This is a genomic window from Variovorax sp. 160MFSha2.1, from assembly GCF_048305075.1.
Taxonomy (GTDB): Bacteria; Pseudomonadota; Gammaproteobacteria; order Burkholderiales; family Burkholderiaceae_C; genus Variovorax; species Variovorax guangxiensis.
The window spans coordinates 126,770-153,392 of record NZ_CP157625.1; the positions used below are offsets into that span (position 1 = coordinate 126,770).

The 26,623-nt window shown below is 68.8% G+C and carries 23 protein-coding genes; 15 read left to right on the forward strand and 8 right to left on the reverse strand.

All coding sequences use genetic code 11. The annotated features are described in order from the left end of the window. The first annotated feature begins 43 nt into the window (after window positions 1–43). From ABL838_RS32000 to ABL838_RS32045, 10 genes are all read left to right on the forward strand, one after another. Entirely contained in the window at window positions 44–838 is a 795-nt protein-coding gene (locus ABL838_RS32000) for an SDR family NAD(P)-dependent oxidoreductase (protein ID WP_418126266.1), read from the forward strand. Between the two features lie 25 nt (window positions 839–863). Beyond that, window positions 864–1,901 carry a WD40/YVTN/BNR-like repeat-containing protein gene (locus tag ABL838_RS32005; RefSeq protein ID WP_184641817.1) on the forward strand — a complete coding sequence of 346 codons (1,038 nt, stop codon included), beginning with the start codon at window positions 864–866 and terminating at the stop codon, window positions 1,899–1,901. 16 nt (window positions 1,902–1,917) lie between these two features. Then, window positions 1,918–2,436 carry a VOC family protein gene (locus ABL838_RS32010; RefSeq protein ID WP_418126268.1) on the forward strand — a complete coding sequence of 173 codons (519 nt, stop codon included), beginning with the start codon at window positions 1,918–1,920 and terminating at the stop codon, window positions 2,434–2,436. Between the two features lie 55 nt (window positions 2,437–2,491). After that, window positions 2,492–3,094 (forward strand): amino acid synthesis family protein, encoded by a 603-nt coding sequence (locus ABL838_RS32015; protein ID WP_176666444.1) that lies wholly within the window; start codon window positions 2,492–2,494, stop codon window positions 3,092–3,094. Window positions 3,095–3,114: 20 nt separating this feature from the next. After that, window positions 3,115–3,966: an alpha/beta fold hydrolase gene (locus ABL838_RS32020; protein WP_418126269.1), complete on the forward strand. Its 852-nt coding sequence runs from the start codon at window positions 3,115–3,117 to the stop codon at window positions 3,964–3,966. Between the two features lie 27 nt (window positions 3,967–3,993). Beyond that, entirely contained in the window at window positions 3,994–4,290 is a 297-nt protein-coding gene (locus ABL838_RS32025; RefSeq protein WP_418126270.1) for an NIPSNAP family protein, read from the forward strand. A 47-nt stretch (window positions 4,291–4,337) separates the two neighbouring features. Continuing rightward, a complete protein-coding gene (locus ABL838_RS32030) occupies window positions 4,338–6,020 on the forward strand; it encodes a bifunctional 3-(3-hydroxy-phenyl)propionate/3-hydroxycinnamic acid hydroxylase (RefSeq protein ID WP_418126272.1) in 1,683 nt (560 codons plus the stop codon). 77 nt (window positions 6,021–6,097) lie between these two features. Beyond that, window positions 6,098–7,537, forward strand: coding sequence for an NAD-dependent succinate-semialdehyde dehydrogenase (locus ABL838_RS32035; protein ID WP_418126274.1), 1,440 nt, complete (start codon window positions 6,098–6,100; stop codon window positions 7,535–7,537). Between the two features lie 11 nt (window positions 7,538–7,548). Next, complete coding sequence (locus tag ABL838_RS32040) at window positions 7,549–9,000, forward strand: NAD-dependent succinate-semialdehyde dehydrogenase (protein WP_418126276.1); 1,452 nt, start codon at window positions 7,549–7,551, stop codon at window positions 8,998–9,000. 129 nt (window positions 9,001–9,129) lie between these two features. After that, a complete protein-coding gene (locus ABL838_RS32045) occupies window positions 9,130–9,720 on the forward strand; it encodes a nitroreductase family protein (protein WP_418126278.1) in 591 nt (196 codons plus the stop codon). Window positions 9,721–9,747: 27 nt separating this feature from the next. On the opposite strand, the gene ABL838_RS32050 is transcribed toward ABL838_RS32045, so the two are convergent. From ABL838_RS32050 to ABL838_RS32075, 6 genes are all read right to left on the reverse strand, one after another. Beyond that, window positions 9,748–10,776, reverse strand: coding sequence for a WD40/YVTN/BNR-like repeat-containing protein (locus tag ABL838_RS32050; protein WP_418126280.1), 1,029 nt, complete (start codon window positions 10,774–10,776; stop codon window positions 9,748–9,750). Between the two features lie 20 nt (window positions 10,777–10,796). Continuing rightward, window positions 10,797–13,067, reverse strand: a complete 2,271-nt coding sequence (locus ABL838_RS32055; RefSeq protein WP_418126535.1) for an efflux RND transporter permease subunit — start codon at window positions 13,065–13,067, stop codon at window positions 10,797–10,799. 203 nt (window positions 13,068–13,270) lie between these two features. Continuing rightward, the gene (locus ABL838_RS32060) at window positions 13,271–14,935 is read right to left on the reverse strand and encodes a DUF1302 domain-containing protein (RefSeq protein ID WP_184641825.1); all 1,665 of its coding nucleotides are present in this window, start codon (window positions 14,933–14,935) and stop codon (window positions 13,271–13,273) included. A 46-nt stretch (window positions 14,936–14,981) separates the two neighbouring features. Next, window positions 14,982–16,382 carry a DUF1329 domain-containing protein gene (locus ABL838_RS32065; RefSeq protein ID WP_418126282.1) on the reverse strand — a complete coding sequence of 467 codons (1,401 nt, stop codon included), beginning with the start codon at window positions 16,380–16,382 and terminating at the stop codon, window positions 14,982–14,984. A 267-nt stretch (window positions 16,383–16,649) separates the two neighbouring features. Beyond that, window positions 16,650–17,279, reverse strand: a complete 630-nt coding sequence (locus tag ABL838_RS32070; RefSeq protein ID WP_418126284.1) for a cytochrome b — start codon at window positions 17,277–17,279, stop codon at window positions 16,650–16,652. A gap of 38 nt (window positions 17,280–17,317) precedes the next feature. After that, complete coding sequence (locus ABL838_RS32075) at window positions 17,318–18,772, reverse strand: aldehyde dehydrogenase family protein (RefSeq protein WP_418126286.1); 1,455 nt, start codon at window positions 18,770–18,772, stop codon at window positions 17,318–17,320. 296 nt (window positions 18,773–19,068) lie between these two features. On the opposite strand from ABL838_RS32075, the gene ABL838_RS32080 reads away from it, so the two are divergent. Continuing rightward, window positions 19,069–20,031 carry a helix-turn-helix domain-containing protein gene (locus ABL838_RS32080; protein WP_418126288.1) on the forward strand — a complete coding sequence of 321 codons (963 nt, stop codon included), beginning with the start codon at window positions 19,069–19,071 and terminating at the stop codon, window positions 20,029–20,031. A gap of 150 nt (window positions 20,032–20,181) precedes the next feature. Beyond that, the gene (locus ABL838_RS32085) at window positions 20,182–21,654 is read left to right on the forward strand and encodes an APC family permease (protein ID WP_418126290.1); all 1,473 of its coding nucleotides are present in this window, start codon (window positions 20,182–20,184) and stop codon (window positions 21,652–21,654) included. A gap of 18 nt (window positions 21,655–21,672) precedes the next feature. Here the strand turns inward: ABL838_RS32085 and ABL838_RS32090 are convergent, their stop codons facing one another. Continuing rightward, window positions 21,673–22,221, reverse strand: coding sequence for a GNAT family N-acetyltransferase (locus ABL838_RS32090; protein WP_418126292.1), 549 nt, complete (start codon window positions 22,219–22,221; stop codon window positions 21,673–21,675). 158 nt (window positions 22,222–22,379) lie between these two features. Here ABL838_RS32090 and ABL838_RS32095 point away from each other — a divergent pair, with 158 nt between their 5' ends. Continuing rightward, on the forward strand, window positions 22,380–23,120 hold the full coding sequence (locus tag ABL838_RS32095) for an IclR family transcriptional regulator (protein ID WP_418126294.1): 741 nt from the start codon (window positions 22,380–22,382) through the stop codon (window positions 23,118–23,120). A gap of 34 nt (window positions 23,121–23,154) precedes the next feature. Here ABL838_RS32095 and ABL838_RS32100 read toward each other — a convergent pair whose 3' ends face one another. Then, window positions 23,155–24,477, reverse strand: a complete 1,323-nt coding sequence (locus ABL838_RS32100) for an aspartate aminotransferase family protein (RefSeq protein WP_418126537.1) — start codon at window positions 24,475–24,477, stop codon at window positions 23,155–23,157. A 328-nt stretch (window positions 24,478–24,805) separates the two neighbouring features. Between ABL838_RS32100 and ABL838_RS32105 the strand changes: the two genes are divergently transcribed. Then, window positions 24,806–26,161 (forward strand): flavin monoamine oxidase family protein, encoded by a 1,356-nt coding sequence (locus tag ABL838_RS32105; RefSeq protein ID WP_418126296.1) that lies wholly within the window; start codon window positions 24,806–24,808, stop codon window positions 26,159–26,161. A 61-nt stretch (window positions 26,162–26,222) separates the two neighbouring features. Beyond that, a complete protein-coding gene (locus ABL838_RS32110; protein ID WP_369662536.1) occupies window positions 26,223–26,600 on the forward strand; it encodes a nuclear transport factor 2 family protein in 378 nt (125 codons plus the stop codon). Window positions 26,601–26,623: the final 23 nt, after the last annotated feature.

Below are 26,623 nucleotides of genomic sequence, written 5' to 3' on the forward strand. Positions count from 1 at the left end.
ACTCGGACTGGCGCCTTTCCCACCATTCAAGGAGCAATCGAACATGGATCTCAGACTCAAGGGCAAAGTGGCCGTGGTGACGGGCGGCAGCCTGGGCATCGGCCGGGCGGTGGCGGAAGCTTTCGCGGCCGAGGGCGTGCGCGTGGCCATCGTGGCGCGCAGCCAGGGCGCGCTGGAGGAAGCCGCGCGCGAAATCACCGCGAAGACGGGCGTGGAGGTGCTGGCCACCCCCGCCGACGTGAGCGACACCGCGCAGGTGCAGGCCGCCGTCGACAAGGCGGCGGCGCACTTCGGCCGCATCGACATCCTGGTCAACGGCGCAGCCCATCCGGGCGGCCTGGTGCGCAGCGAGATCGAGAACGCCGACCCCGAAGGGCTGCTGCAGGACATCGACATCAAGGTCGTGGGCTACATGCGCTTCGCCAAGGCCTGCGCGGCGCACATGCGAAAGGGCGGCTGGGGCCGCATCATCAACATCGGCGGCCTCACCGGCCGCGGCAGCAAGCAGCTCTCGGGCATGCGCAACGTGGCCGTGGCGCACATGACCAAGACGCTGTCGGACCAGCTCGGCCCCTCGGGCATCACGGTCAACGTGATCCACCCCGGCGTGGTGGAGACGCCGCACATCCACGAGCTCTACGCGAAGGAAGCGAAGCTGCAGGGCCTCACGCCGGCTCAGGTCGAGGCGAACTACGCCAAGGCCACGCCCATCCGCCGCGTGCTGCAGGTCGACGAGATCGCCGACGTGGTGCTCTTCCTCGCTTCGGACCGCGCGGCGGCCATCACCGGCGAATCCATCGCGGTCGATGGCGGCATCACGCGCGGCATCTTCCTCTGAGCCATCCATCCAAGGAGTCGCAGACATGAACGGAACCATTCTCGTGGGCACGGCAGGGCAAGGCATCCTGCGCAGCGTGGACGACGGCGCCACCTGGCACCGCCTGGGCCTGAAGGAGGCCATCGAATTCGACGGCACGGTGCGCGCGCTGGCCGTGGACCCGTCGGACCCCAGCCGCGTGCTGGCGGGCGCCGACGCGGGCATCTGCCTGTCGACCGACGGCGGCGCGCACTTCCAGCGCATGGCCTCGCCGGCCGATGGCCAGACCGTGTGGGCCCTGGCCTTCAGCCCGCTGGACCCGCAGCTGGTGTTCGCCGGCACCGGCGCGCCTTCGCGGGCGCGCATGTACCGCTCGCGCAACGGCGGCCTGAGCTGGCAGCTTCTGGACGTGGAGCTGCCCGAGTTCTGCTCGGGCGTGCACCGCCCGCGCATCCTCACCATCGCCTTCCACCCGCAGCGCGCAGGCGAGGCCTGGTTCGGCGTGGAGGAAGGCGGCGCCTGGCGCACGCGCGATGCGGGCGACAGCTGGGAGCGCATCGACACGCCCGGGCGCGGCATCAACAACTCCGACATCCACGCCATCTCGGTACTGCCCGCCACGCCGGATGCGCCGGCCAAGCACATCGTGGTCACCGTCAACTCGGTGTGCGAGAGCATCGACGATGCCCAGAGCTTCGTCTGCCACCCGTCCAAGGACCGCTTCGACGGCCTGTACTACACCCGCACGGTGCAGCCGCTGGATGCCGATGGCCGCGAGCTGCTGCTGGCCCTCGGCGACGGCACGCCGGGTTCGCGCACGCGCATCTATCGCTCCGCCGACCGCGGCGCGACCTGGGTGCCGACGCTGCTGAACACCGCGCCCAACTCCACCGTGTGGGCCTTCGGCGCGCATGCGAGCAACCGAGGGCTGCTCTTTGCGGGCACCAAGTACGGCCACCTGCTGCGCTCCACCAACGGCGGACGCAGCTGGTTCAAGGAGTGGCGCGATTTCAGCGAGATCACCTCGGTGGCCTGGACGCCCTTCGTGGCACCGGTGCACGCGCATCCGCAGTCCATCCACTGAAGCACGGAGGCCGGCCATGAACACCCGCGACCCCGCTTCCACCGACGGCGCCGGCAACACCGGCAGCACTGGCGAAGAGGTTCGCCCGCGCATCCGCCGCACGCACCTGGCGCTGTTCGTGAAGGACCCCTTCGCCTCCGCCCCCTGGTATGAAGAGGTGCTGGGCATGCAGGTCACGGCGCGCGGGACGCGCTGGGTGTTCCTTTCCTTCGGACAGAAGCACCACGACATCGCGCTCATCCAGGTGGACGAGCCCGAGGCCGCCACCCGCGGCACCGTGAACATGCAGCACTACGGCCTGGAGATCGAGGGCGGCCTGGACGACCTGCGCCGGCTCTACGGCATGTTGCTGCGCAAGAACGTGGAGGTGGTCAAGACCACCGACCACAAGGTGGGCTACGGCCTGTACTTCCACGACCCCGACGGCCACCGCTTCGAATTCTTCCTCGAGCTCGTCCATGACGACGAGGAAGCCAAGCGCCTGCTGGGCGAATACAACGCGCCGAGCAACGCCTTGGACCTGCAGCCGCTGTGAGCGGCGGCTCGCTGCACATCCATCCCATCCACTCCCATTCCTGGACACGATCACCATGAGCACCCCCGACCTCAGCGCCTTCCACATCCGCAAGTGGTACCTCCAGATCGAGGACACCCTGGCCGGAGAGACCGGCGCACCCGCCGACGGCGAGCCGCTGCGCAAGATCGTCATTGCCGCCTGCCTGCGCAACCCGTTCGCGGGCCGCTACGTCGAAGACCTGTCGTCCTGGATCGCGCCTTCGCCCGAGCTGGGCAAGGAGTTCGGCCGCCGCATCCGCGAGGCCGCGGGCGGGCAGGCCATCGAGAGCTACGGCAAGGCCTGCCTGGTGGGCATCGACGGCGAATACGAGCATGGCAACGCGCTGCTGACCAACCCCGCCGCCAACCCGGTGCGCGAGGGCGTGGGCGGCGGCAAGTCGTGGGTGCCTTCCACCGGCAAGCGCGGTGGGCCCGGCACCGTCATCGACATTCCGCTGGCGCACAAGGACGCGCTGTACGTGCGCTCGCACTACGACACCGTCTCGGCCATGTTCGGCGACGGCCCCAACCGCGACGAGGTGGTGCTGATCTGGGCCTTCGCCACGCGCGGGCGGCTCAACGCGCGACTGGGCGGCCTGAAGGCCTCGGAGATCAAGGGCGAGGACGGCCTCGTCTGAGCGCCGCCGGAGCAACGCACATGCAGCGCCGCGACTACCGCCTGCTCCACGATGGCCTGGGCTTCCACGTCACCGAATGGGGCGAGCCCGACGCCTGGCCAGTGCTGATGCTGCACGGCATCCGCGGCTATGCCGAGACCTTCGCGGGCGTCGCGGCCGCGCTGCAGCCCGGGTTCCGCGTCATCGCCTTCGACCAGCGCGGCCGCGGCGAGACCGACTGGGACCCGAGGCATGACTACTACACCGACGCCTACGTCGCCGACGTCGAGGCGCTGGTGGCGCAGTTGGGCCTGCAGCGTTTCGACCTGCTCGGCCATTCGATGGGCGGCATCAACGCCATCGTGTATGCCGCGCACCATCCCGGCCAAATCCGCCGACTGGTGATCGAGGACGCCGGCCCCGGTGCCTTCGACGCCAGCGACGGTGCCACGCGCATCCGCAGGGAACTGGCGAGCACGCCCACCGCCTTTGCTTCCTGGGACGAAGCCGCCGCGTTCATGCGCGCGCTGCGCCCCACGGTGACGGAGGAAGCGCGCCAGCAGCGGCTGCACAGCATGCTCAAGCCCATGAGTGGCGGCGGCTTCACCTGGCGCTACGACCATGCGGGCATCGCCGCCACGCGCCTGAACCCGGATCCCGCCCGCCAGGTGGACCTTGCCGCCGATGTGAGCCAGCTGCAGTGCGAGACGCTGGTGGTGCGCGGCGGCCGCTCCGACTACCTGCAGCCGGCCATGGCCGAGCACATGCGCGCGCTCAACCCGCGAATCTCCACCCTCGAGATTCCCGATGCGGGCCACTACGTCCACGACGACCAGCCGGCGCTCTTCGCCGAGGCCGTCACCACCTTCCTGAAGCGGCCTGACGCGGTCTGATGCGGCCGCCGCAGGCCTGTCCCATCCATGATCCACGAACTCAGAACCTACACCCTCGTGCCCGGTGGCGTGCGCGACTACCTGCGCATCTACAACGAGTGCGGCCGCGCGCTGCAGACCCGCACGCTCGGGCAACTGGTCGCGTTGATGACGCCGGAAAGCGGCGACATCAACCAGCTGGTCTTCCACTGGGCCTTCGACAGCCTCGAGGAACGCGCGCGCCGCCGCGCCGCGCTGATGGCCGACCCGGCCTTCGCGGAATTCCGCAAGCAGGTGCGGCACCTGCTGGTGCGTCAGGAGAGCCGGCTGCTCTCGGCCGCCTGAGGCGCTCGCGCAAGCTGCCGTTCCCCTCTCAGTCCCAAGGAGTTTTCATGAGCGCTTCCGTGGAAGCCCCCGTCCTCATCATCGGCGCCGGACCTGTCGGCGTGACGCTGGCCAACCTGCTGGGCACCTACGGCGTGCAGACCCTGGTGGTCGAGCGCAGCACGGCGGTGTTCGACTTTCCGCGCGCCGTGGGACTGGACGACGAGGCCCTGCGCACCTTCCAGGCCACCGGCCTGGCCGAGGAGATGCTGCGCGACATGATCCAGAACGTGCCCATGCGCATGTACACCGCGCGCAAGCAGTGCTTCGCCGAGATCCTGCCGAGCACGCGCGAGTTCGGCTGGTTCCGCCGCAACCTGTTCTCGCAGCCGCTGGGCGAGAAGACGCTGCGCCGCGGCCTGGCGCGCTTCGACCATGTGCAGCTGCGGCTCGGCCTGGAGCTGGTGGGCCTGGTGCAGGACGAGGCAGGCGTGACCGCCACCCTGCGCGACGAGGCCGGCGCCGAGCAGCAGGTGCGCGCCGCCTATGCGGTGGCCTGCGACGGCGGACGCAGCGCGGTGCGCGAGATGCTGGGGCTGTCCTACGAGGGGCGCACGCACCCGGCCAAGTGGGTGGTGATCGAATGCGACCAGGATCCGCTCGACGCGCCCTACACCGCGCTGCACTGCGAACCTGAGCGCCCCTACGTCTGCCTGCGCCTGCCCTACGGGTTGCGGCGCTGGGAGTTCATGCTCTTTCCCGGCGAGGACGGCGAGCAGATGCTCGCGCCCGACAAGGTGCGCGAGCTGCTGGGCCGGCATGTGGCCGACCCGGCGGCGCTCAATGTCATCCGGGCGCGCGTCTACACCCACAACTCGCGCGTGGCGGGCAGCTTCGTCGCGGGCCGTGTCTGCCTGGCCGGCGATGCCGCGCACATCACGCCGCCATGGATCGGCCAGGGCCTCAATGCCGGCGTGCGCGATGCGTTCAATCTCGGCTGGAAGCTCGCCTGGGTCCTCCAGGGCCGTCTGCGGCCCGAGCTGCTGGCCAGCTACCACGACGAGCGCCATGCCCATGCCAAGGCCATGATCGACCTGGCCGACACCTTCGGTGCCGTGCTGTCGCAGCGCAACCCGCTGCTGGCCTGGGCGCGCGATCGCTTCTTCATGGCGATCCGGAACATTCCGAAGGTGCGCGACTACGTGCTGCAGATGAAGTTCAAGCCCATGCCGCGCTTCGCGAAGGGCATCGTGCGCAACACCGGCGTGGCCGGGCGCGATGCGCTCGTGGGCCGCATGTTCATCCAGCCCAACGTGGAGCGCGAGCGCGGCCTGTCGCAGAAGCTCGACGACGTGGTCGGCGCGCGCTTCGCGCTGCTGAGCTGGCGCTGCGATGCGCTGGCCGGCGCGCCTGCCGCGCTGCACGCGCAGCTCGCCAGGCTGGGCTGCGACCACTACGTGGCCGTGCGCTCGCGCAGCAAGGGCAACGAGGCCGGCTCGCCGATGCCGGGGCAGCTCTCGGGCACGGTGATCGAGGACCTGGAGAACACGCTGCACTTCTGGTTCCACGGCAAGGACGTGGACTGGGTGCTGATCCGTCCCGACCGCTTCATCGCCGCCGTCGGCCGCCGGGCCGATGCCGCGGCCGAACTGGAGAGCTTCTGCGAAGCCGTGCTGGCCCCAGCCGATACGGCGCAGACACAGGCTGCAGCCCATCAATCCCTCGTGCAGGCCGAGGCCCTGGCGGCCTGAAGCCTCGCGCGAACCGCGCCCCAATACCGGCGCCCCATACCCGCGCCCCACATTCCCGCGCCGCGGGCCCTCCCACCATGTACCCAGAACTCTCGCTCTATATCGCCGGCCGCTTCATCGACGCGCAGGGCCGGCGCACGCAGCCCGTGCACGATCCGGCCACGCTGCAACCGCTGGGCCTGCTGCCGTGGGCCGAGGCCGAAGACGTCGAGGCCGCCGTGCAGGCCGCCCATGCGGCCTTCGCGGGCTGGCGGCGCGTGTCGCCGCTCGAGCGCTCGGACCTGTTGCGCCGCGTGGCCGCGCTGGCGCGCGAGCGCGCGCCGGAGATCGGCCGCGCCATGACGCAGGACAACGGCAAGCCGCTGGCCGATGCCGTGGCCGAGGTGCTGAACGCCGCCGAGCATGTCGAGTGGCATGCGGAGGAGGGCCGCCGCGTCTACGGCCGCGTGGTGCCCGCGCGCCAGCCCGGCGTGCGTCAGTTGGTGGTTCGCGAGCCGATCGGTGTGTGCGCCGCCTTCAGCCCCTGGAACTTTCCCTTCGGCCAGGCGATGAAGAAGGCCGCCGCCGCCATCGCGGCCGGCTGCCCCATCGTGCTCAAGGGGCCGGAGGAGTCGCCCAGTGCGCTGGTGGCCATGGCGCACCTCTTCCACGATGCCGGCCTGCCGCCGGGCGTGTTCAACCTGCTGTGGGGCGTGCCGGCGGACATCTCGCGCCAGCTCATCGAGTCGCCGCTGGTGCGCGTGGTCTCGTTCACCGGCTCGGTGCCGGTGGGCCGGCAACTGGCCGCGCTGGCCGGCCGGCACATGAAGCGCATGACGATGGAGCTGGGCGGCCATGCGCCGGTGCTGGTCTTCGACGATGCCGACGTCGACGCCGCTGTGGCCTTGCTGGCGCGGCTGAAGACGCGCAACGCAGGCCAGGTGTGCGTGTCGCCGACGCGCTTCCATGTGCAGTCGGGCGTCCACGACCGCTTCGCGGCCGCCTTCGCCGATGCGCTCGGTGCGGTGAAGGTGGGCCACGGCCTGGAGGATGGCGTCCAGATGGGCCCGCTGATCCACGAGCGCCGCTTCCAGGCGGTGCAGGCGCTGGTGGACGACGCCCGCGCACGCGGCGCCGAGCTGCTGGCGGGCGGCGGGCGCATCGGCAAACAGATCGGAGCAGAAGGCCACTTCCATGCGCCGACGCTGCTGGCCCATGTTCCCGCCGATGCGCGCGTCATGCACGAAGAGCCCTTCGGTCCCGTCGCGGCGCTGTCGCGCTTCGACACCGTCGACGAGGCGCTGCAGCAGGCCAATGCATTGCCCTTCGGCCTGGCCAGCTACGTTTTCACCCGCTCGCTGCAGACCGCGAACCGCGTGGGCGACGGCCTGGAGGCCGGCATGGTGAACATCAACCACTCGGGCATGGCGCATCCGGAGCTGCCCTTCGGTGGCGTGAAGGACAGCGGCTTCGGCAGCGAAGGCGGCACCGAGTCCTTCGACAGTTTTCTCAGTACCAAGCTCATCACCCAGATCTGAATCGGAACCCCATGCTGACTCTCGACGACCCCTCGCTGCTGCGCGAGCAATGCCTGGTGGCGGGCGAATGGATATCCGCCGAGCGGACCATCGCCGTCACCAATCCCGCCACCGGCGCGCTGATCGCGCACGTGCCCCGGCTGGACGCCGCCGCCACGCGGCGCGCCATCGAGGCGGCCGATGCCGCCTGGCCGCAGTGGCGCCGCCGCACCGCGCACGAGCGCTCCGCCATCCTCGCGCGCTGGCACGCGCTCATCCTGCGGAACCAGGAAGACCTGGCCCGCATCATGACGGCCGAGCAGGGCAAGCCGCTGGCCGAGGCGCGCGGCGAGATCGCCTATGCGGCCTCCTTCATCCAGTGGTTCGCCGAAGAAGCCAAGCGCGTGTATGGCGAGACCATCCCTTCGCCCGTGGCGTCGCAGCGCATCGTGGTCGTGCGCGAGCCGGTGGGCGTGTGCGCGGCCATCACGCCATGGAACTTTCCTGCGGCGATGATCACGCGCAAGGCCGGCCCCGCGCTCGCAGCCGGCTGCACGATGGTGGTCAAGCCTGCGAGCCAGACGCCGCTCACGGCCCTGGCGCTGGCGGTGCTGGCCGAGCGCGCCGGCGTGCCCGCGGGCGTGCTGTCGGTGCTGACCGGGTCGGCCGGCGACATCGGCACCGAGCTGGCCACCAACCCCGTGGTGCGCAAGCTCAGCTTCACCGGCTCCACCGAGGTGGGGAGGCTGCTGATGCAGCAGACGGCCTCCACGGTCAAGAAGGTGTCGATGGAGCTGGGCGGGAACGCGCCCTTCATCGTCTTCGACGACGCGGACCTCGACGCGGCGGTCGAAGGCGCGCTGGTCTCCAAGTTCCGCAACGCGGGCCAGACCTGCGTGTGCGCCAACAGGCTGTACGTGCACGAGCGGGTCTACGACGCCTTCGCGCAGAAGCTGGCCGAGGCGTTGCGCGCGCTCAAGGTGGGCCCCGGCGACCAGGAGGGCGTGCGCATCGGCCCGCTGATCGACGAGGCCGCGGTGCGCAAGGTGGAAGAGCACCTGGCCGATGCGGTGGCGAAGGGCGCGCAGGTGCTCAGCGGCGGCCGCCGCCATCCGCTGGGAGGCAGCTTCTTCGAGCCCACCGTGCTGACCGGCGTGACGCAGGCGATGACGGTGGCGCGCGAAGAAACCTTCGGCCCGCTTGCGCCGCTCTTTCGCTTCCGCGACGAGGCCGAGGTCGTGCGCATGGCCAACGACACCGAGTTCGGCCTGGCGAGCTACTTCTATGCCCGCGACCTGGGCCGCGTGTGGCGCGTGGCCGAGCAGCTGGAGTACGGCATGGTCGGCGTCAACACCGGCCTCATCAGCAACGAGGTCGCGCCCTTCGGCGGCGTCAAGCAGTCGGGCCTCGGCCGCGAGGGCTCGCGCCACGGCATCGACGACTACCTGATCATCAAGTACATCAACATGGCCGGCATCGCCTGATGCGCGGCTGAAGCGCCTTCTCCTGCGCCTTCTCCTGCGCCTTCGTTTTCCCGCGCGGCGTCTTCGCGGCGCGTCCCTGCGCGGCACCGCCATGCCGCATCTTCCTTCATCGTTCCCCTGGAGTCTTCAATGAGCAATCCCCGCCAATCCACCCACCCCATCGACCCGCTGTTCACCAACCGGTGGTCGCCGCGCGCTTTCGCCGAAGAGACCATCGCCGAGCCCGCGCTCATGAGCCTGCTCGAAGCGGCCCGCTGGGCGCCCTCGGCGTACAACGTGCAGCCCTGGCGCTTCATCTACGCGCGCCGCGACACGCCCGCCTGGCAGCCCATCTTCGACAGCCTCGTCGAGTTCAACCAGATGTGGACAAGGCGCGCCGCCGCGCTGGTGGTCGTGGTCTCGCAGCGCGAGGCCCTGTTCCCGGGTCGCGCCGAGGCGGCCCCCAACCAGTGGCATTCCTTCGATGCCGGCGCCGCCTGGGCCAGCCTCGCGTTCCAGGCCACGCTGTCGGGCTGGTCGGCCCATGCGATGGCCGGCATCGACGCCGAAAAGCTGCGCGCGGCCATCCAGCTGCCGCAGGGCTACGCCATCGAGACGGTCGTGGCCGTCGGCAAAAAGGGCGATCCGGCCGTGCTGCCCGAGGGTGTGCGCAAGCTCGAAGCGCCCAGCGATCGCCGGGCGCTCGCCGAGACGGCGGCCGAAGGCGTGTTCCGCCAGTAGCCTGCCTGCTTGCCGGATCCGGGGCGCTCAGCGCGCCGACGGATCCTTCGTGCTGGTGGCTGCCACCACGCCCTGGCGCGAATACATCGTCGCGCGGCCCTGGCCGTCCAGCACAACGCTGGTCAGGGGCAGGCGGTCTTCGCGCGTGCTGGCGGCGAAGCTCGCACCGCCGTCTTCGCTGCTCAGCACCAGCCCGTCGAGCCCGACACCGACGATCCTCGAGCCCGCGCCGGCCAGCGCGGTGATGGACGACTCCGTGTGCGTGTCCACGCGCTGCCAGCTGCCGCCGTCGTCGACGCTGCGGTACATCGAGCCGCGCAGCCCCGCCGCCAGCAAAGTGCCGCCGAGGCCCGCGATGCCGCTCCAGAACGAACCCGCATAGCCGGTCGGCATGTAGCTCCAGCTGCGGCCCCTGTCGTCGGAGCGCAGCACCATGCCGCGCTCCGCCGGCGCGAACAACCGGCCGCGCGCGTCGGCGAACAGCCCGAAGAGGTTGAGGTCGGCGCGCTTGCCGCCCTGCGGCGGCGCCAGTTCGACGGGCTGCCAATGAGCGCCGCCGTCCTCGGTGCGCAGCACCAGCGACCACAGGCCCACGGCCACGCCTTGTTTCTCGTCGAAGAAGTGCACCGCGAACAGCGGCCGGTCCTGCGCCGCGTCGCTGCGCTGTATCTGCCAGGTCTCGCCGCCGTCCGTGGTGTGCAGGATCACGCCCCAGTGGCCCGCGGCCCAGCCCTGTCGGGCATCGATGAAGGAGACCGAGGTCAGCGCCACGTCCACCGGCACCTGGCGCGCCTGGCGATGGCTGCGGCCGCCGTCGTCCGACAGCAGCACCACGCCGTGATCACCCACCGCGACGATGCGCTCGCCCGCGCGGGTGCTGGCCAGCATCGTGGCGCGGGCGGCATGCGCGGCGCGAACCGAGGGAACCAGCGCAGGTATGCCATCGGTGGCGGCGGGGGCTTCTTTTGCCTGAGGTGCCTGCGCCGCACAGGCCAGCGACAGGGAAACGAGGGCGCCGGCCAAAGCCGAGCGCGCAAGAAGGGAAGTTGGTTTCATCTTCGATCGTGGGATGGATGTCAGTGCTGCTGCAGACCGGTCGCCCGCACCGGCTTGCGGCGCGGGAAGAGCCTTTCGAGCCATACCGCCATGGCGGGCAGGGCGGTCATCGCCATGACCATGTTCACCATGAACATGAAGGCCAGCAGCTTGCCCATGTCGGCCTGGAACTTCAGCTGCGAGAACGACCAGGTCGCCACGCCCACGGCCAGCGTGATGGCGGTGAAGATGGTGGCCGTGCCTACTTCCAGGATCGCATGCTCGATGGCCTTGACGATGGTCTGGCCCGCGGCCATGTGCATCAGCAGGCGGTTGTAGATGTAGAAGGCGTAGTCCACGCCGATGCCCACCGCCAGCACCATCACCGGCAGGGTCGCCACCGTGAGGCCGATCTGCAGCTCCTTCATGAACCAGTAGCCGATGAAGGTGCCCACCGTGAGCGGCAGGCAACAGGCCGCCACGGCGCGAAGGTCGCGGTAGACCAGGAAGACCAGCACCACGATGGCCGCGTACACGTACAGCATCATCGGCAGTTCGCTCTTTTCCACCTCGTCGTCGATGGCCGCCAGCACGCCGGCGTTGCCCGCGGCCAGACGGATGTTCACGCCGGGCATGGGATGGCCGTCGCGGAACGCCTTCACCGCGTCGATCACGCGCTGGATGGTGGTGGCCTTGTGGTCGGTCAGGAAGAGGTTCGCCGCCGTCATGCTGCAGTCCTTGCGCATGGTGCCGCGGATGCGCGCGATCTCGGTGGACAGGGCGGCGTAGTTGGCCGAATCGATGGGCACCACGGCCATCTTGGGGTTGCCTTCGTTGTAGCCCTCGTTGTACAGGCGCAGCTGCCCGGCGTACGACGAAATCGAGAGCACACCCTCCACCGGCTGCATCGCCCAGACGAAGCGGTCCTGATAGAGCCCGATGTTCACGTTGCCGCAGCTCTCGGGCGGCGCCTCGAAGACAACGGTCAGCCAGTCCAGGCCCGTGTCGAAATTGCGCGCGATGGACGCGGCGTCGCGGTTGAAGCGGGCGTCCTCGCGCAGCTCCGGCGCGCCGGGCTGCAAGGTGCCGACCACGCGGTCGCGGCTTTGCCACACGGCGGCACCGAACACCACCGCGGTGACCAGCAGCATCGCGGCCGCCGCGCGCGGCTGGGCGAGCCGGGCCAGCACGCGCAGCCAGCCCGAGCGGCGCTCGCGCTGCAGCAGGGCCTGGTCAGCGAAGTCGCGGCTCACCTCGAAGAAGGAGGCGGCCACCGGCAGCATGACGAGATTGGTCACAATCTTGTAGGCCACGCCCAGGGAGGCCGCGATGGCCAGCTCGCGCACCATCGGAATCGGGATCATCAGCAGCGTGACGAAGGAGACGAAGGCCGTCACCAGCGCCAGCGTGCCGGGAATCAGCAGCCCGCCGAAGCTGTCGCGGCAGGCTTCGTAGGTCGTGCGGCCCTGCGAGATGCGCCGCACGATGTAGTTGATCTGCTGCACGCCGTGCGACACGCCGATGGCGAAAACCAGGAAGGGCACCAGCACCGCGAGCGGATCGAGCCCGAAGCCCAGCAGCCGCAGCGTGCCGAACTGCCACACCAGCGAGGCGAGCGAGCAGGCGATGGGCAGCAGCGTGAAGCGCACCGAGCGGCAATACCAGTACACCGCGCCGGCGGTGAGCAGCAGCGCGACCAGGCAGAACTTGAGCACCGACTGCGCGCCGTCGGCGATGTCGCCGATCTGCTTGGCGAAGCCGATGATCTGGACCTCGAAGTCGCCGTCCTCGAAGCGCGCGCGGATCTTTTCTTCGAGCAGGTGGTTGTAGGCCACGTAGTCCAGCTTGCGGCCCTGCGCGTCGTACTCGGCCAGCTCGGCCGTGACCATCGCGCTGGTCTGGTCGCGCGAGACCAGCGTGCCGATGAAGCCGCCCTGCGCGGCCGCGCGCTGGATGCCGGCGATGATCTCCGGCGTGAGCCGATCGGGCGTGATGGTGGCGTCGATCAGGGGATCGGCGCGAAACCCTTCCTCGGTGATCTCGTTGACGAAGCTGTTGGGCGTCCACATCGACTGCACGCCCAGCCGCTCGATGCCCGGCAGGTAGGTGACGGCCTGGGTCACCTCATACAGGCGCTTGAGGGCCGGCGCGGTCCAGATGGTGCCGTGGCGGGCCCTGACCACCACGTTGAGCCGGTTGGCGCCCAGCACGTCCTCGCGGTAGGCCTGGAAGGTCTGGATGTACTCGTGGCCCGAGGGCATCTGCTTGTCGAAGCCGGCGTCCATGCGCAGCTGCGCCGCGAACCACGCCATGGCCAGCGTGAACAGGGCCAGCGCGACGAGGATGCCGCGGCGATGGGAGAAGCAGAAGGCCTCGAGGCGCTGCACGGCGCGCTGCAGCGCGGAGGCCTGGGCGGGAACAGGTGCGGGGGCGGGGGCGTGATTGGGATCGGACACGGAGTGCTTTCAGCAGGCGGCGCCGCCACCGCCGCGCGGGCGGTGCGCGGCGCGACAGGTCAGAAGTTGCGCGACAGGGTGAGGCCCACGAAGTTGCGGTCGCGATAGGGCTGGTCGAACACGCGCTTGCCGCCGAAGAAGGCCGCGTAGTTGATCGAGGCCTGCCACTTCGCCGGGTTCTGCACGAAGGTCACGACCAGGTTGACGGACTTGGCGCCCTCCATCAGCTGGCCCGCGCCGTTGGGCGTGCGCCCCTTCACGGCCTGGAAGTAGTACACCTCGGGAATCACCTGCCAGCCCGGAATCAGCGAGCCGTCGTAGACCCAGCTGAAGTCCAGGTTGTAGCCCCACGCCGTCTTCGAGCCGACCGGCTGCGGCGTGCCCGCGGCGCTGAACTCCTGGCCCCAGCCCCACGCGCCCGCCGCGATCGGATCGGACCCGTAGTACTTCTTGAGGTTGGGATAGCGCACCACCACGGCCTCGGCCATCAGCGTCGCGGTGTCCGCGCCGAGGGCGCGCAGCACGCCGCCTGCATTGCTCGGCGTGAGGCTGAGCATGCCGGTCAGGTGCCACTGCAGCTTCTTCTCGTCGACCCAGCAGTTGCCGTGGTTGAACGAGCAGCCGCTCGCCGCCGGGTTCAGCGCCACCGCATCGCGCGGACGGTACGACAGCTCGGTGCCCACCGACCAATCGCCCACCGGCATGTTGGCGCTCAGGCCGTAGAGGCGGCGGTTCTCCGGGTAGGCCCAGCCCGCGCGGCCGGTGCCGCCCGCATTGGTGCTGAAGTTCAACGACTTGTCGTTGTAGTTCATCACGTAGGCACCCAGGTTCAGCTGCGTGCCCTCGGGTTGCCACTTCAGGGCGGTGCCCCACTGGCCGCCGTTCTTCGGCTTCGTCTCGATCAGGCCGTAGGCGTCGTGGCCCTTGCCCATGCCGTTGGCCACAGACCAGTAGGAGCCGGTGGGTGCCATGTAGTTGCCGTTCCAGCGCGCCTGCACGTAGGCCTCGAAGTTGAGGCCGTGGCCCAGGCCCGTGGCGAAGCTGGCGATGGGCGCGGGCAGCACCGCCTCCTTCAGCTGCGTGCCGGGCTGCGACAGCCGCATGATGTCCAGCGCGTTGGTCGCGTTGATGCCGCCGGGCAGAAAGAGGCTTTCCCCCCAGCTGATCACCTGGTTGCCCACACGCACGCGCGCCGTTTCGCCGCCGAGCTGGAAGGTCTTGCTCACCCAGAAGTCCAGCAGCCGGGCCTTGAAGCGCAGGTCGCTGCGCGCGTCGCTGGCCAGGCCGTCGGGCAGGTACTGCGTCGCGGCGGCGCTGGTGTAGCCGGTGGTGTGGGTGGCCGTGAGGTCGCGGACCCAGTTCACCCGCCCGAGGAAGGTGATGTCATCGGGCATCTTCAGGAGCAGCTCGTGGCTGCCCTTGACGTAGGTGGTGAAGGCATCGCCCTTGCGGTAGTTCAGGTTGCCCTGGTCGCCCATCGACGAGGTGGGTGCCAGGCAGCCGGCGGGTGCGCCGACGCCCACCGCACCCTGGATGACGAGCGTGCAGGAGGGGTCCTTGACGCGGATGCCGGTGCCGATGGTGATGGTGGAATCGAAGCTCCCTCGAACGTTGTCGGTCTCGAAGGTGAAGGCATGAGCGGCCCCCGTCGCGGCGAGCAGGCAGGCGGCGGGCACGGCGCTCAGCCGGGCGAGGGTGCTGGAGGGGCGGGCGGTGAAGTTCATCGGTTCTTCTCCTCGGGGCTTGTTGTCGTCGTTCTGGGCGCGGCGTTCAGCGCTCGCTGATGGCGCGCAGGTTGTCGGCCGTGTAGAAGCCCGAACGCATGCGCGGGCCGGTCGGCTCGGTGAACCAGCGGATGTCCTTGCCGACGCCCACGGTGTGCGTGTCGAAGACGTAGCGGCCCTCGGCCAGGTTGTTCTGCACCATGGCCATCGCGTCGCAGGAGCCCGTCTCGTACACCGGGATGAGGAAGCCCTCGCGCATCTTGGCGAGCTTGTTCTGCCCGTCGAAGTCGTCCATCAGCAGCGGCGCCCAGCTGTCCTCGTCGAGGTAGACGGTGCGCTTGGGCGCCGAATGGCGCATGCCGGCCTTGACGGTGGCCTCCACCACCCACACGCGGTGCAGCTCGTAGCGGCGATGCGACTGTGCGATGAAGTCGTCGCGCGCCACGTCCTCGAACTTGGCCTTGAAGTCATAGGCGCCGAAGGCGTTGTAGGGAACGTAGATCTCCTTCTTGCCCACCAGCTTCCAGTCGAAGCGGTCGAGCGCGCCGTTGAAGACCTGCGGTTCGTCCAGCGTGTACTGGTTCTCCATGCCGATCTGCGGGGAGTCGTGCGAGTAGGTCGGCATGCGGCGCACGCGGCGCTGGCCGGGGAAGTAGTAGAAGGTCTCGTTCTCGGCCTGGTTCATGTACTGGGTGATCGCCAGGGCCTGCCCGGCCAGCGCGGCGGGCGAGGTGTAGCCGAAGTACACATAGAACTCCACCGGCGGCAGCGAGGACAGCTGCTGCGAGCCCTTGGCGCCCGAGGGAATGAACACCGTCTGCTCCGAGTCGGCGCGGATCCACTCCGTGCTGCCGCGGCGCGGCGAGACGGCGGTGATGGTGCCCTTGTAGTCGACGCCCACGCCGCGGTAGCGCATCTTGGAGTTCCACATCGCCTCCACGCCATTGGAGGGCAGGGGGAATGGATAGCCCGGCACGGTCGCCTCCTTCAGGCTCCAGCCGTCGTCGTTGAGGCGGGCGGTGCCCACGTTCTTGCGCGTGTTGGCGGCCACGAAGTCCGGCACGCCGCAGGTGCGGTGCGACGGATAGACGTCCATGCGGTAGTCCTTGCGCTGCTTGAGCATGGCGACCTGGCCGGCCGAGAGCTTGTCGGCGTACTTGTCGACGTTGGCCGCATCGATGGTGAACAACGGCTTCTCGTCCTTGTGCTTCCAGAAGTCGCGCCTCAGCTTGCCCCACTCCCAGCCGGCCAGCGGCGGCTCCGCGCCCTGCCAGGCGGGAATGCTGCCGTCGGCGTTGCCCTCGCGCTGGGCGCCCGAGGGCGTGAGCTTGTCGAGCTGGGCCGCGTCGGGCGCGGCCATGGCGGAGAAGCCGGGGCAGAGCAGGCCCGCGGCGAGGGCCGCCGCCAGGGCGAGGGGGCGAAGGGTTCTTGCACAGTGCTGGGTCATGGGAACTCCTGAAAGATGAAGAGGCGAGGTGTGTGGATCCGGATCGCCCGGACCGTGGCCGGGCTGCGCCGATGCCCGCTTTACCAACCGGCAGTGGGGTCTTTGGACTATCGAAGGGAGGCGGCGCTGGCCGTTATCCGAGATCGGCATCTGCTTGCGGCCACGCGATCGCGCCGCTCCCGGCGTGGCTGCACGACGCCGCACCACGCCGCAACGCACCGCAATGCGGTGTGTCGTGGTGCGGGTCGGGTAGCGGAGGGGGGTGGATCAGCCGGTGCTGCGACGCAGCGGCAGCATGCGGCGCAGCACGGCGTCCTTGCGCACGAAGTGGTGCAGCAGCGCAGCCCCGATGTGCAGCACCACCAGCGGCCAAGCCAGCCAGGCGCCGATGAAGCTGTGCACCGCCCAGGCCGCATCTTCCAGCTGCGCCACGGAAAGGTCGAATGCGCCGCGAATTGCGGCTGCGAAGGCGGTGTCGCGGCAGGCCGGGATCACGAACAGCCCGAAGTCGGTCGGGTCGTAGGTCGTCATGTAGCCCGACAGGGGCATCAAGATCAGGATGGCGTAGAGCGCCCAGTGCGCCGCGTCGGCCGACAGACGCTCCAGGCGCGAGCCCGCGACATGCCGCGGCACGCCGCCGGCGATGCGCCACACGAGCCTGGGCAGCGTGAGGAAGCCGATGGACAGGCCCAGCACCCAATGGATGTTGAGCAGCGGCACCACCCGTTCGGCATTGGGTGTGGTGCCAAAAAGCGCCGGCTTGATGCTGGTCTGCGGATCGACGAACCAGATCACGTAGTACACGACCACGTAGGCAGTGATGAAGGCCGCGGCCGTGGCCCAGTGAAAGAGCATCGAGGCCCGGCCCCAGGCGTCGATCGTGTTGCGCCAACCCATGTCAGGATTCCTTGTGTGGTGCATTGTGAGGCCGGGCCTCAGGCCGGCAGCAGCACGGTGATGACCTTCTCCTCGGTGTACGCCAGCGCGCCGGGCAGCCCGCCCTCGCGGCCGATGCCGCTGGTCTTGAGGCCGCCCCAGGGCAGGTTGGCGTCCAGCGGACTCCAGCAGTTGACGCCCACGGCCCCGGCCTTGACGCGTGCGGCCACGCGGTGCGCCCGGGCGAGCTGCGTGGTCCACACCGTGGCCGCCAGCCCATAGAACGAATCGTTGGCCAGCGCGATGGCTTCTTCCTCGGTGTCGAAGGGGATCACGGTGCCCACCGGGCCGAAAATCTCCTCCCGGGCGATGGTCATCTGGTTGGTGGCCTCGGCAAAGATGGTGGGCTGCACGAACCAGCCCTTCTCGGGCCGGGAGACGCCGCCGGCCAGCAGCACCGCGCCTTCATCCTGGCCGAGCTGGATGTAGCGGTTGACGCGTTCGAACTGCGCCTTCTTGGCCACCGGCCCCATCTGCACGCCGGCCTGGCGCGGGTCGCCGACAGTGACCGCGCGGGCGGCCTCGGCCAGTGCCTGCGCGAAAGGCTTCGCGAGGCTGCGCTGCACCAGGATGCGCGAGCCGGCGGCACACACCTGCCCCTGGTTGACGAACAGGCCCATGGCGCAGCCGCGCAATGCGTCGTCGAACGAGGCATCGTCGAACACGATCTGCGGGCTCTTGCCGCCGAGCTCCAGCGTGACTCGCTTGAACAGCGGCGCGGCGATGCGCTGGATGGCGCGGCCGGCCTCGGGACTGCCGGTGAAGCTGATCTTGGCGACCAGCGGGTGCTCGCACAGCGCGCGGCCCACGACGTCGCCGAAGCCGGTCACCACATTGATGACGCCGTCGGGAAAGCCCGCTTCCTGCGCCAGCCGCGCCAGGTGCAGGGCGGACTGGGGCGTTTCCTCCGCGGGCTTGATCACCACTGTGCACCCGGCGGCCAGCAGGGCGGCGAGCTTCCACACGGTGATCATCAGCGGCGAGTTCCAAGGCACGATGGCCCCGACCACGCCCACGGGCTCGCGCAGCGTGTACGACAGCGTGGGCGTGCCCATGTAGCCCCCGGTGGGCACGGTGCGGCCTTCGAGCTGTTGGGTCCAGCCGGCGGCCGCGCGCAGGTTGGCGACGGCGTTGGGCACGTCCATCATGCGCGGCTCCATCGGCGAGCGGCCGATGGCGTTGGCGTCCATGTCGGCCAGCAGGGCCGTGTCACGCTCGACCAGGTCGGCAAGGCGCAGCAGCAGCTGGGCGCGCTGGCCGGCATGCAGCCGGCTCCAGGTGCCGCCTTCGAGCTGGGCATGGGCCGCGGCCACGGCGCGGTCGACATCTTCGGCGGTGCCGCGGGCGGCACTGCCGTATTCCTGTTCGTCCACGGGGCTGAGGAGGCGCATGCGCGCGCCGTCGGAGGCTTCGGCGTGGGCGCCTTCGATGAAATGCTTCAGGTTCTGGGTCATGGGGGTGTCTGCGGATGTTCGAGCGGCCGCAGTGTCCGGGACGGCGCCGTGCGGCGTTAGCCCAAATCAGCAACGGTGCGCGACAACGACGCACCGCAAGGGTGCGGTTGGCTTGCGGCATGTGTGCACGATTGTTGCTGTGAACAAATCAAGCAAGCAGAAGATCAGCTTCGCGGCGGGATCCATCGGGTTTCCCCTGTCTGGCGTCAGGCATGAAAAATGCAGAATTTTCCCTATTTGAGAAAAGTGCATATCTGTTGATCGACGCAGCCCTTCCAGATCGAGGACTCCGCACCATGAACCGAAGCATCCACCACTTCCAGGACGTGCATGCGCATGCCGCATCAGTCGCTCATTGGAGCCAGCTCGTCTACAGCCAGCTCGCGTCGGGCGCACTGGAGAGCTCGCTGCAGCAATTGTCCAGCGAACACTGCCACGCCTTTCGTGAGCGCATCAACAAGCGCGTTGTGCAGCAGGGCGAAGCACCCCGCGACAGCGTGTGCTTTGCGGTCCCCATCTCCATGCCGGGGACCGTCCGGATGCAGGGGCGCGATGCGGACGGCAGCAGCCTTTACTTCCTGCGCGGCGGCGAGGAGTTCATGTGCCACATGCCCACCGGGATGGACCTTCTGTCCATCGCCTTCGACCGAGCCTTCTTCGACGCCACGCTCCGGGAGGTGCCGTTCGCCGACGACATCGCCCGGCTGCTGCGCCAGCCCGTCATCAAGGTGCCGCAGCAGCGCTTCGTCGAATGCCGCCAGCGCCTGCTGGCGATATTCTCCGAGGCCCTGGTCAACGACGAGATGAGCGGCACGCCCGCGCGGCAGGACGAACTGGAACACGCGCTGCTGGGCGAGCTGCTGCGGCTGGTGATGGATCCGGCCTGCGACCGGCACCAGCGCAGCGGCAGTTCCACCCAGGACTTCATCGTCGAGAAGTGCCACCGGATGGCCATGGCCGAGACCATGAGCGCCCCCAGCGTGATGGAGCTGTGCGAGCGCTTGCAGGTCAGCCGGCGCACGGTGCAGAACAGCTTTCGCGCGGTGGCGGACACCACGCCGCTGAGCTACCTGCGCTCGGTGCGCCTGAACGGGGTGCGGCGCGCCCTGATGGGCAGCCGCGCCGGTGACCTGACCGTGGGCGACGCGGCGGGGCAGTGGGGCTTCTTCCACCTGAGCCATTTCGCAGCGGAATACCAGGAGCTTTTCGGTGAACTGCCGTCGCAGACGCCGCGGGCGGCGAGGTGGCATGACGCCTGAAGCGGGCCTGCGCGTCCGGATTGCCGATCCGGGATACCGCTGCGCGCGCATGCCTTCCTAGACTGGCTGTCTCAGCGGCCGGCGCTCCGGTGCACGGCCTTCTCTCTCCAAGCTGCACGCGTTTGCGCGCGGCATGCATTGCGACGCACCATGGAAACGCTGACCCCCGCGATGACGCCTGCCCAGGAAACGCGCCACCCCCACGCCACCAGCCTGCGCCGCGGCACGCTGAGCGCCGGATTCATCACGCTGCTGGTCATCTCGGCCGCGAGCCCGCTGAGCGTGGTGGCGGGCGGCTTCCCGATCGGGATGATGCTGGGCAATGGCGCCGGCACACCGGTGCTGGTGCTGGTGGCACTCGGCCTGCTGCTGATGTTCGCGACCGGCTACACCGCCATGGCCACCTGCGTGACCAGCGCCGGAGGCTTCTATGCGATGGTGGCGCGCGGCCTGGGCGGCAGGGCGGGCGGGGCGGCGGCCATGGTGGCCGTGTTCGGGTACGTCACGCTGCAGTTCGGGCTCTACGGCCTGCTGGGCGCGGTGGCGTCCGAGGCGTTGCAGGCGCAGTTCGGCCTGGCGGTGCCCTGGTGGGCCTGCGCCTTCGCGGCGATGGCCAGCGTGGCGGTCTTCGGCTACCGGCAGATCGACTTCTCGGCCCGGGTGCTCGCGGTCTTCGTGGTGGCCGAGTACCTGGCGGTGCTGGCACTGGACGTGCTGATCCTGTCCAAGGGCGGTGCCCACGGCATCGATGCCCACTCCTTCTCTCCCGAGGCCTTCACCAGCGGCAACCCCTTCATCGGCCTGCTGTTCTGCTTTGCGGCCTTCATCGGCTTCGAGGCCACCACCATCTACAGCGAAGAGGCCAAGGACCCGAAGCGCAGCATTCCCATCGCCACCTACGCGGCGCTGTTGCTGGTGGGGGGCTTCTATTCCTTTTCGCTGTGGTGCCTGGTGCTCGGTGCGGGCAGCGACCGGGTGGTGACCACCATCGCGGCGCTGGCCGATCCGACCAACCTGCTGTACCTGCTGTCGGACACCTATGCGGGCCATGGCCTCACCGTGCTGCTGCGCCTGATGTTCATTGCCAGCATCTATGCGGGGCTCATCGCCTTCCACAACTCCAGTGCGCGCTATTTCTACGCGATGGGCCGCGAGGGGTTGATGCCCGCTCGCCTGGGCTGGACGCATGCGCGCCACCGCAGCCCGCACGTGGCCTCGGTGCTGCAGACGGTGCTGAGCGCCGTCGCGGTGGGCCTGTTCGCGCTGCTGGGCGCCGACCCGGTACTGACCCAGTTCGCCTGGCTCAGCAACCTGGCCACGCTGTGCCTGCTGGTGCTGATGATCGCGACGGCCGTGGCGGTGGTGCGCTTCTTCCGGGCCGACTCGCACGGTTATGGCCGACTACGGATCCGCGTGCTGCCGCTGCTGGCGTGCGCGGGCTTGCTGGTGGTGCTGGTGCTGGCCGTGGGCAACTTCCATGTGCTCACCGGCGCGAGCCGGGGTATTTCCGCGGCCCTGGTGGTCACCGTGCTCCTGGCCGCGGCGGCCGGCTGGCTGGCCGCATCGCGGCTGGCGAGACGCGATCCGCAGCGCTTTGCCGCGTTGGGCCAGGACCGCGGCTGAGCGCCGGCGTGGCGCCCGTCAGGCCGATGAAGCGCGCAGCCATTCCTTGTGCAGGATCGCGTACTGCATGGTGTTCTCGTAGATGGGCTCGCCCTGCGCGTCGTTCTGGAACGAGATGAACTCCAGGAACAGCCCTTCGGCGCGCATGCCCAGCTTCTCGCACAGCCGCCGGGAGGCAGCGTTGTGGTCCTCCACGTAGGCATAGAGCCGGCGGGCGGCGCGGGCAGTGAAGAGATGGGCGAACAGCGCCGAGGCTGCCTCCTGGGCGTAGCCCCTGCCACCGAAACGCGGGTTGAGGTTCCAGCCGACCGAGAAAGTGTCTTCCTCCTGCATGGCGAACAGATCGCCGATGAGCCGCCCCGATTCCTGGAGGCACACAGCCACGTGCTCGCCGTCGGTACTGCGTCTTCGGGCCTCGGCCCGCGCGGCTTCGAGGTCCGCGAGCGCGAGCGACAGGAAGCAGCTCGCGGTCGGTGCATGCAGGTAGTCGAACAGGTCCGCCGCGTCCTGCTCGCGAAAGCGCCGGAGGACGAGCCTCGGGGTGTGGATGGATTTCTCAAGGGGCATGGTCTTTACTTGCGTCCTGTCTCAGGTGTCTGTGCCTCGGGGATCCGGCACCGCCGCGGGCCTCGATCAGGTCCACGGATGGTGCCCGACAATGAAGGGCGCCACGCCTTCGCGTGCCCGTACGATTTCTTGTTTCACGACCGCAGCCTTCCCAGACGATGAACAGCCTTCGCCGCATGCTCGATGTCCTCGATCTCTTCCGGCCCGACCAGCCGGTCATCGACGTCGAGATCATCTGCAACCAGCTCGGCTACACGCCCGCCAGTGCCTACCGCTACCTGCGCGAACTCGGCGATACCGGCCTCCTCGTGCGCCTGCCCCGCGGCTATGCGCTGGGGCCGCGCATCATCGCGCTGGAGCACCAGATGACCGACTATGACCCGGTGCTGGTGCGCAGCCGCGATCTCGTCGAGAAGCTCGTGGCCGAGACGGGCCTGGACGCCGTGATCAGCGAGTGGTACGGCGACTCGGTGGTCAACGTGCTGATCCAGCGCGGCCCCGACCCCGGGCCCGTGGGCGGAGGCCGCGGCCGCCCCATCGACCTGTTCCACAGCGCGACCTCGCGCGTGGTGCTGGCCTACCTGCTGCCGCGGCAGATCCGCCGCGTCTTCGATGCGCATGCCAGCACGCCCGAGGGGCAGCAGCAGGGGCTGGAATGGAAGTCTTTCTCCAAGGGCCTGCTGGCGATCCGCAAGCAGGGCTACTGCATCAGCGAAAGCGAACTGCATCCGGGCCGCACGGGCGTGGCAGCGCCGATCTTCGACGAGAAGCAGCGCGTGCTCGGCAGCATGACGCTGGTGGGACGCAACGAACGCTTCAGGGCCTTCCAGGAAAGCTACCTGTGCACGCTGGTGACCACCGCCGCGTCGGAGCTCACCGCCCGCATCGCCCAGCAGTAGGCGAGGGGGGCGTACCGCGCGCGGCACGGCCGGTTCAGAGCGAGGCCAGCGCCTCGCCGAAGACATCCAGCGCGCGGTGCAGCAGCCGCCTCGAGATGGTCAGCGACGGCATCACGCGCATCACGTTGCCATAGCGCCCGCAGGGCACCATCAGCACGCCGTGGCCGAGCACGTACTCCATGATCCGGCCGACTTTCTCCGGCGCCAGCGGCTCCTTGGTGGCCTTGTCCTCGACGAGCTCGATGCCGATCATCAGGCCCTTGCCGCGCACTTCGCCCACGTACGGGCTCTGGAAGCCGCGCACCCGCTCCTGCACCTCCTGGCCCAGCAGCTCCGCGCGCGGCATCAGCCCGAGTTCGGGGTCGTGCAGGATCTCGAGGTTGGTGAGCGCCACCGCGGCCGACAGCGAGTTCGCCGCGAAGGTGTTGGGGACCGAGCCATCGGGAACGCGCGCGGCCAGGTCGCTGCGCATGGCGATGCCGGCCATGGGGACGTCGCCGCCGATGCCCTTGCCGAAGGTCAGCATGTCGGGCTTCACACCCGTGTGCTCCACCGCCCACATGCGGCCCGTGCGGCCCGCGCCGCACTGCACCTCGTCCACGATCAGCAGCGTACCGCTGCGGTCGCACGCCTTGCGCAGCAGTTGCAGGAACTCGGGTGAAGGCGGCACATACCCGCCTTCGCCCTGCACCGGCTCCACGATCACGGCGGCCACGTCGTCGGCGGCCGTGTAGGGCGTGTTCAGCAGGTAGTCCACGTATTCGCCGGCGATCTGTTCCACCGACTTGTGGGTGGTGTCGAACGGGAAGCGATAGGCGTACGGGTAGGGCGCATGGATCACGCCGCCCATGAACGGCCCGTAACCCTTGCGGTAGGCCGTGCCCGTGGTCAGCGCATTCGACGCATGCCACACACCGTGATAGCCGCCGTGGAAGGCGATGATCTGGTGGCGGCCCGTCACGCGCCGCGCGAACTTCACCGCCGCTTCGAGCGCATCGCTTCCGCTTTGCGCGAAGAAGGTGATGCAGTCATTGCGCAGGCCTTCGGGCATCAGGGCCGACAGGCGCGCGGCTAGTTCGGTGCGGCGGGTGCTGCTGACCTCCATCGCATGCATCAGCTGCTGCGACTGCTCGACGATCGCCTTCTGCACCTTGGGATGGCAGCGGCCCACGCTGCTCACGCCCACGCCGGCCGACAGGTCGATGAAGGTGCTGCCGTCGGGGTCCTTGAAGGTGGCGCCGAAGGCGCGGTCCATCACGACCGGCATGCGTCCGCCGCCGCGCGCCATGGATTCGGTGCGCGCCGACAGCGCCAGGGCTTCGGCCGCGCGCGGTCCGGGATAGGGGCCCGCAACCATCTTCGGTGCGTCCGGGAAGTGCAGGGTTTCAAGAATGGATTCGATGTCGGTCACAACATGCCTCGTTGAGTCTCTGGGTGCTTGAGTGCAGGCGCGTTCAGCACGCCGGCTGCAGCCATGGTTGCATCGATCACCGGAGCCCGTTAGCCCGAATCGGCAAGTCCGCTGCCCTGCCGATGGCCCGCAACGCGCCCCGCAGCGCTTGCCGATTTCGGCTACTTGCACCCGGCGGGATTCGCAATCATTGGGCCCCATCCCCGACACAACACCATCCATTCATCCCGTGAAAAAAACTTCAGACGGATTCAACATCAAGCCAGGACTCCCATTGAGCCGCGGTCTGACTTCGCCCGCAGCGCTTCCTGCAAAAGGCCTGCCGCACGACGACTACGACGTGGTCGTGATCGGCGCCGGCTTTGCCGGCCTGACGGCGGCCAGGGAGCTGGGCCTGAGGGGCCTGCGCGTGGCCATCATCGAGGCGCGCGATCGAATCGGCGGCCGGACCTTCACGGCTGAGCAGGACGGGCAGAAATTCGAAATCGGCGGCACCTGGGTTCACTGGGGCCAGCCATACGTCTGGAATGAACTGCATCGATACGGACTGGAGACCACCGAGTCCGTCAGCGGCACGGCCGACTCGATCAGCCTGCTGACTGCCGAGGGCCTGGTGACGGACTCCGCGGAGGCGATGGGCAATGACCTCGACGCGGCGCTGAGCGCGTACTGCAATGTGGATGGAGCGAACGGCCGGATCGCATTCGCGAACCCTCATGTTGATTCCGATAACCTGCTGTCGGACTTCGATGGCCAGAGCCTGACGGATCGATTCAGGGACGTGCCCGTCTCCGGCCGGCAGCGCGATCTGCTGCTCTCGTTCATCTCCATGAACGCCGCGACCGATCCGGCAAAAGGCGGCCTGTATGACCAGCTGCGCTGGTGGGCGCTGGGCGACTACTCGGCGGACTCGCTGCTCAAGCGCCTGGGACGCTACAAGATCTCGAAAGGCACGTCCGCACTGGCGCTTGCGTTGCTGAAGGATTCGAATGCCGATCTGGCGCTCGCAGAGCCGGTCTCCAGCGTTGAAACGGTGAACGGCAAGGTCCGGATCCAGGCGAAGAGCTTTTCCGTCGGCTGCAAGGCGGTGGTCGTCGCGGTTCCGATGAACGTGTTGAGCGACATCGACTTCGTGCCGAAGCTGCCGGAGGCACGCTCGGCTGCACATCGCGAACGACATGTCTGCGCGGGCACGAAATTCATCGCCCGTGTCGATCGCAATGTCGGCGCGTGGGTCGGCTTCGCGCCTTATCCCAATCCGCTGACCATGGTGGTTGCCGATCGCGAGGTCGACGGCAAGTCCGTCCTGGTCGGCTTCGGGCCGGACGATGCGGTCGACCTTCGGGACATCCGCGTGGTCGAAGCAGAACTGCGCAAGTTCATACCGGAAATCAATGTGCAGGAGGTCGTTGCGCACGATTGGACGCACGACCCGTACGCCAAGGGCGGCTGGACCTGGTTCTCGCCAAACCAGACCTCCAGGGTTTTGGCAACGCTCCAGACCCAGGCACCGCCGCTTTTTTTCGCCAGCACCGATTGGGCCACCGGCTGGAGGGGGTTCATCGATGGTGCGATCGAAGACGGGATTCGAGGTGCCAGGGATGCACTCGAATTCTTGCGATCGCAGTAGCAATAAAGGTCCCAAGAGCCCCCCGATCCCGACACACCATTTTTCAAAGGAAAACAAAGCAATGACACTGGAACAGGCCATCGAAAGACTTCAGAGCTTGTGCCGCCAAGGCGACGCTCGCTTGCTGCAACAGGAGATGTTCGCGCCGGACGCGAGCGTCAGCGGCGAGGGCGCTCCCGGCATCACCGTGGGTGCCGACTTGCTGCCAGCGCTCACGGAAATGCTCAAGATGACGCCCAAGCTCTCGATTCGCTCCGTGCGGACGATGGAGCTCTCGGAAGGCGCGGCGGTCACTTGGCTGGAGTGGACTTCCCCGCCGGCAGACGGGCCGGCCGGCGAGGTGATCGCATTGCGATCGCTCACGGCCTGGCGCAGGCAAGGGGCTTCCTGGGTCATCGCGGCCGACATGTATGGCATGGGCGATTTCGGTACCTCCTAGGCCGGCGGCCAGACCCCTGATTT

Bases quoted from the DNA above. Each gene is read 5' to 3' on its own strand.
- ABL838_RS32000 (WP_418126266.1), top strand. From the start codon at position 44: ATGGATCTCAGACTCAAGGGCAAAGTGGCCGTGGTGACGGGCGGCAGC.
- ABL838_RS32005 (WP_184641817.1), top strand. From the start codon at position 864: ATGAACGGAACCATTCTCGTGGGCACGGCAGGGCAAGGCATCCTGCGC.
- ABL838_RS32010 (WP_418126268.1), top strand. From the start codon at position 1,918: ATGAACACCCGCGACCCCGCTTCCACCGACGGCGCCGGCAACACCGGC.
- ABL838_RS32015 (WP_176666444.1), top strand. From the start codon at position 2,492: ATGAGCACCCCCGACCTCAGCGCCTTCCACATCCGCAAGTGGTACCTC.
- ABL838_RS32020 (WP_418126269.1), top strand. From the start codon at position 3,115: ATGCAGCGCCGCGACTACCGCCTGCTCCACGATGGCCTGGGCTTCCAC.
- ABL838_RS32025 (WP_418126270.1), top strand. From the start codon at position 3,994: ATGATCCACGAACTCAGAACCTACACCCTCGTGCCCGGTGGCGTGCGC.
- ABL838_RS32030 (WP_418126272.1), top strand. From the start codon at position 4,338: ATGAGCGCTTCCGTGGAAGCCCCCGTCCTCATCATCGGCGCCGGACCT.
- ABL838_RS32035 (WP_418126274.1), top strand. From the start codon at position 6,098: ATGTACCCAGAACTCTCGCTCTATATCGCCGGCCGCTTCATCGACGCG.
- ABL838_RS32040 (WP_418126276.1), top strand. From the start codon at position 7,549: ATGCTGACTCTCGACGACCCCTCGCTGCTGCGCGAGCAATGCCTGGTG.
- ABL838_RS32045 (WP_418126278.1), top strand. From the start codon at position 9,130: ATGAGCAATCCCCGCCAATCCACCCACCCCATCGACCCGCTGTTCACC.
- ABL838_RS32050 (WP_418126280.1), bottom strand. From the start codon at position 10,776: ATGAAACCAACTTCCCTTCTTGCGCGCTCGGCTTTGGCCGGCGCCCTC.
- ABL838_RS32055 (WP_418126535.1), bottom strand. From the start codon at position 13,067: ATGGCGTGGTTCGCGGCGCAGCTGCGCATGGACGCCGGCTTCGACAAG.
- ABL838_RS32060 (WP_184641825.1), bottom strand. From the start codon at position 14,935: ATGAACTTCACCGCCCGCCCCTCCAGCACCCTCGCCCGGCTGAGCGCC.
- ABL838_RS32065 (WP_418126282.1), bottom strand. From the start codon at position 16,382: ATGACCCAGCACTGTGCAAGAACCCTTCGCCCCCTCGCCCTGGCGGCG.
- ABL838_RS32070 (WP_418126284.1), bottom strand. From the start codon at position 17,279: ATGGGTTGGCGCAACACGATCGACGCCTGGGGCCGGGCCTCGATGCTC.
- ABL838_RS32075 (WP_418126286.1), bottom strand. From the start codon at position 18,772: ATGACCCAGAACCTGAAGCATTTCATCGAAGGCGCCCACGCCGAAGCC.
- ABL838_RS32080 (WP_418126288.1), top strand. From the start codon at position 19,069: ATGAACCGAAGCATCCACCACTTCCAGGACGTGCATGCGCATGCCGCA.
- ABL838_RS32085 (WP_418126290.1), top strand. From the start codon at position 20,182: ATGGAAACGCTGACCCCCGCGATGACGCCTGCCCAGGAAACGCGCCAC.
- ABL838_RS32090 (WP_418126292.1), bottom strand. From the start codon at position 22,221: ATGCCCCTTGAGAAATCCATCCACACCCCGAGGCTCGTCCTCCGGCGC.
- ABL838_RS32095 (WP_418126294.1), top strand. From the start codon at position 22,380: ATGAACAGCCTTCGCCGCATGCTCGATGTCCTCGATCTCTTCCGGCCC.
- ABL838_RS32100 (WP_418126537.1), bottom strand. From the start codon at position 24,477: ATGGTTGCGGGCCCCTATCCCGGACCGCGCGCGGCCGAAGCCCTGGCG.
- ABL838_RS32110 (WP_369662536.1), top strand. From the start codon at position 26,223: ATGACACTGGAACAGGCCATCGAAAGACTTCAGAGCTTGTGCCGCCAA.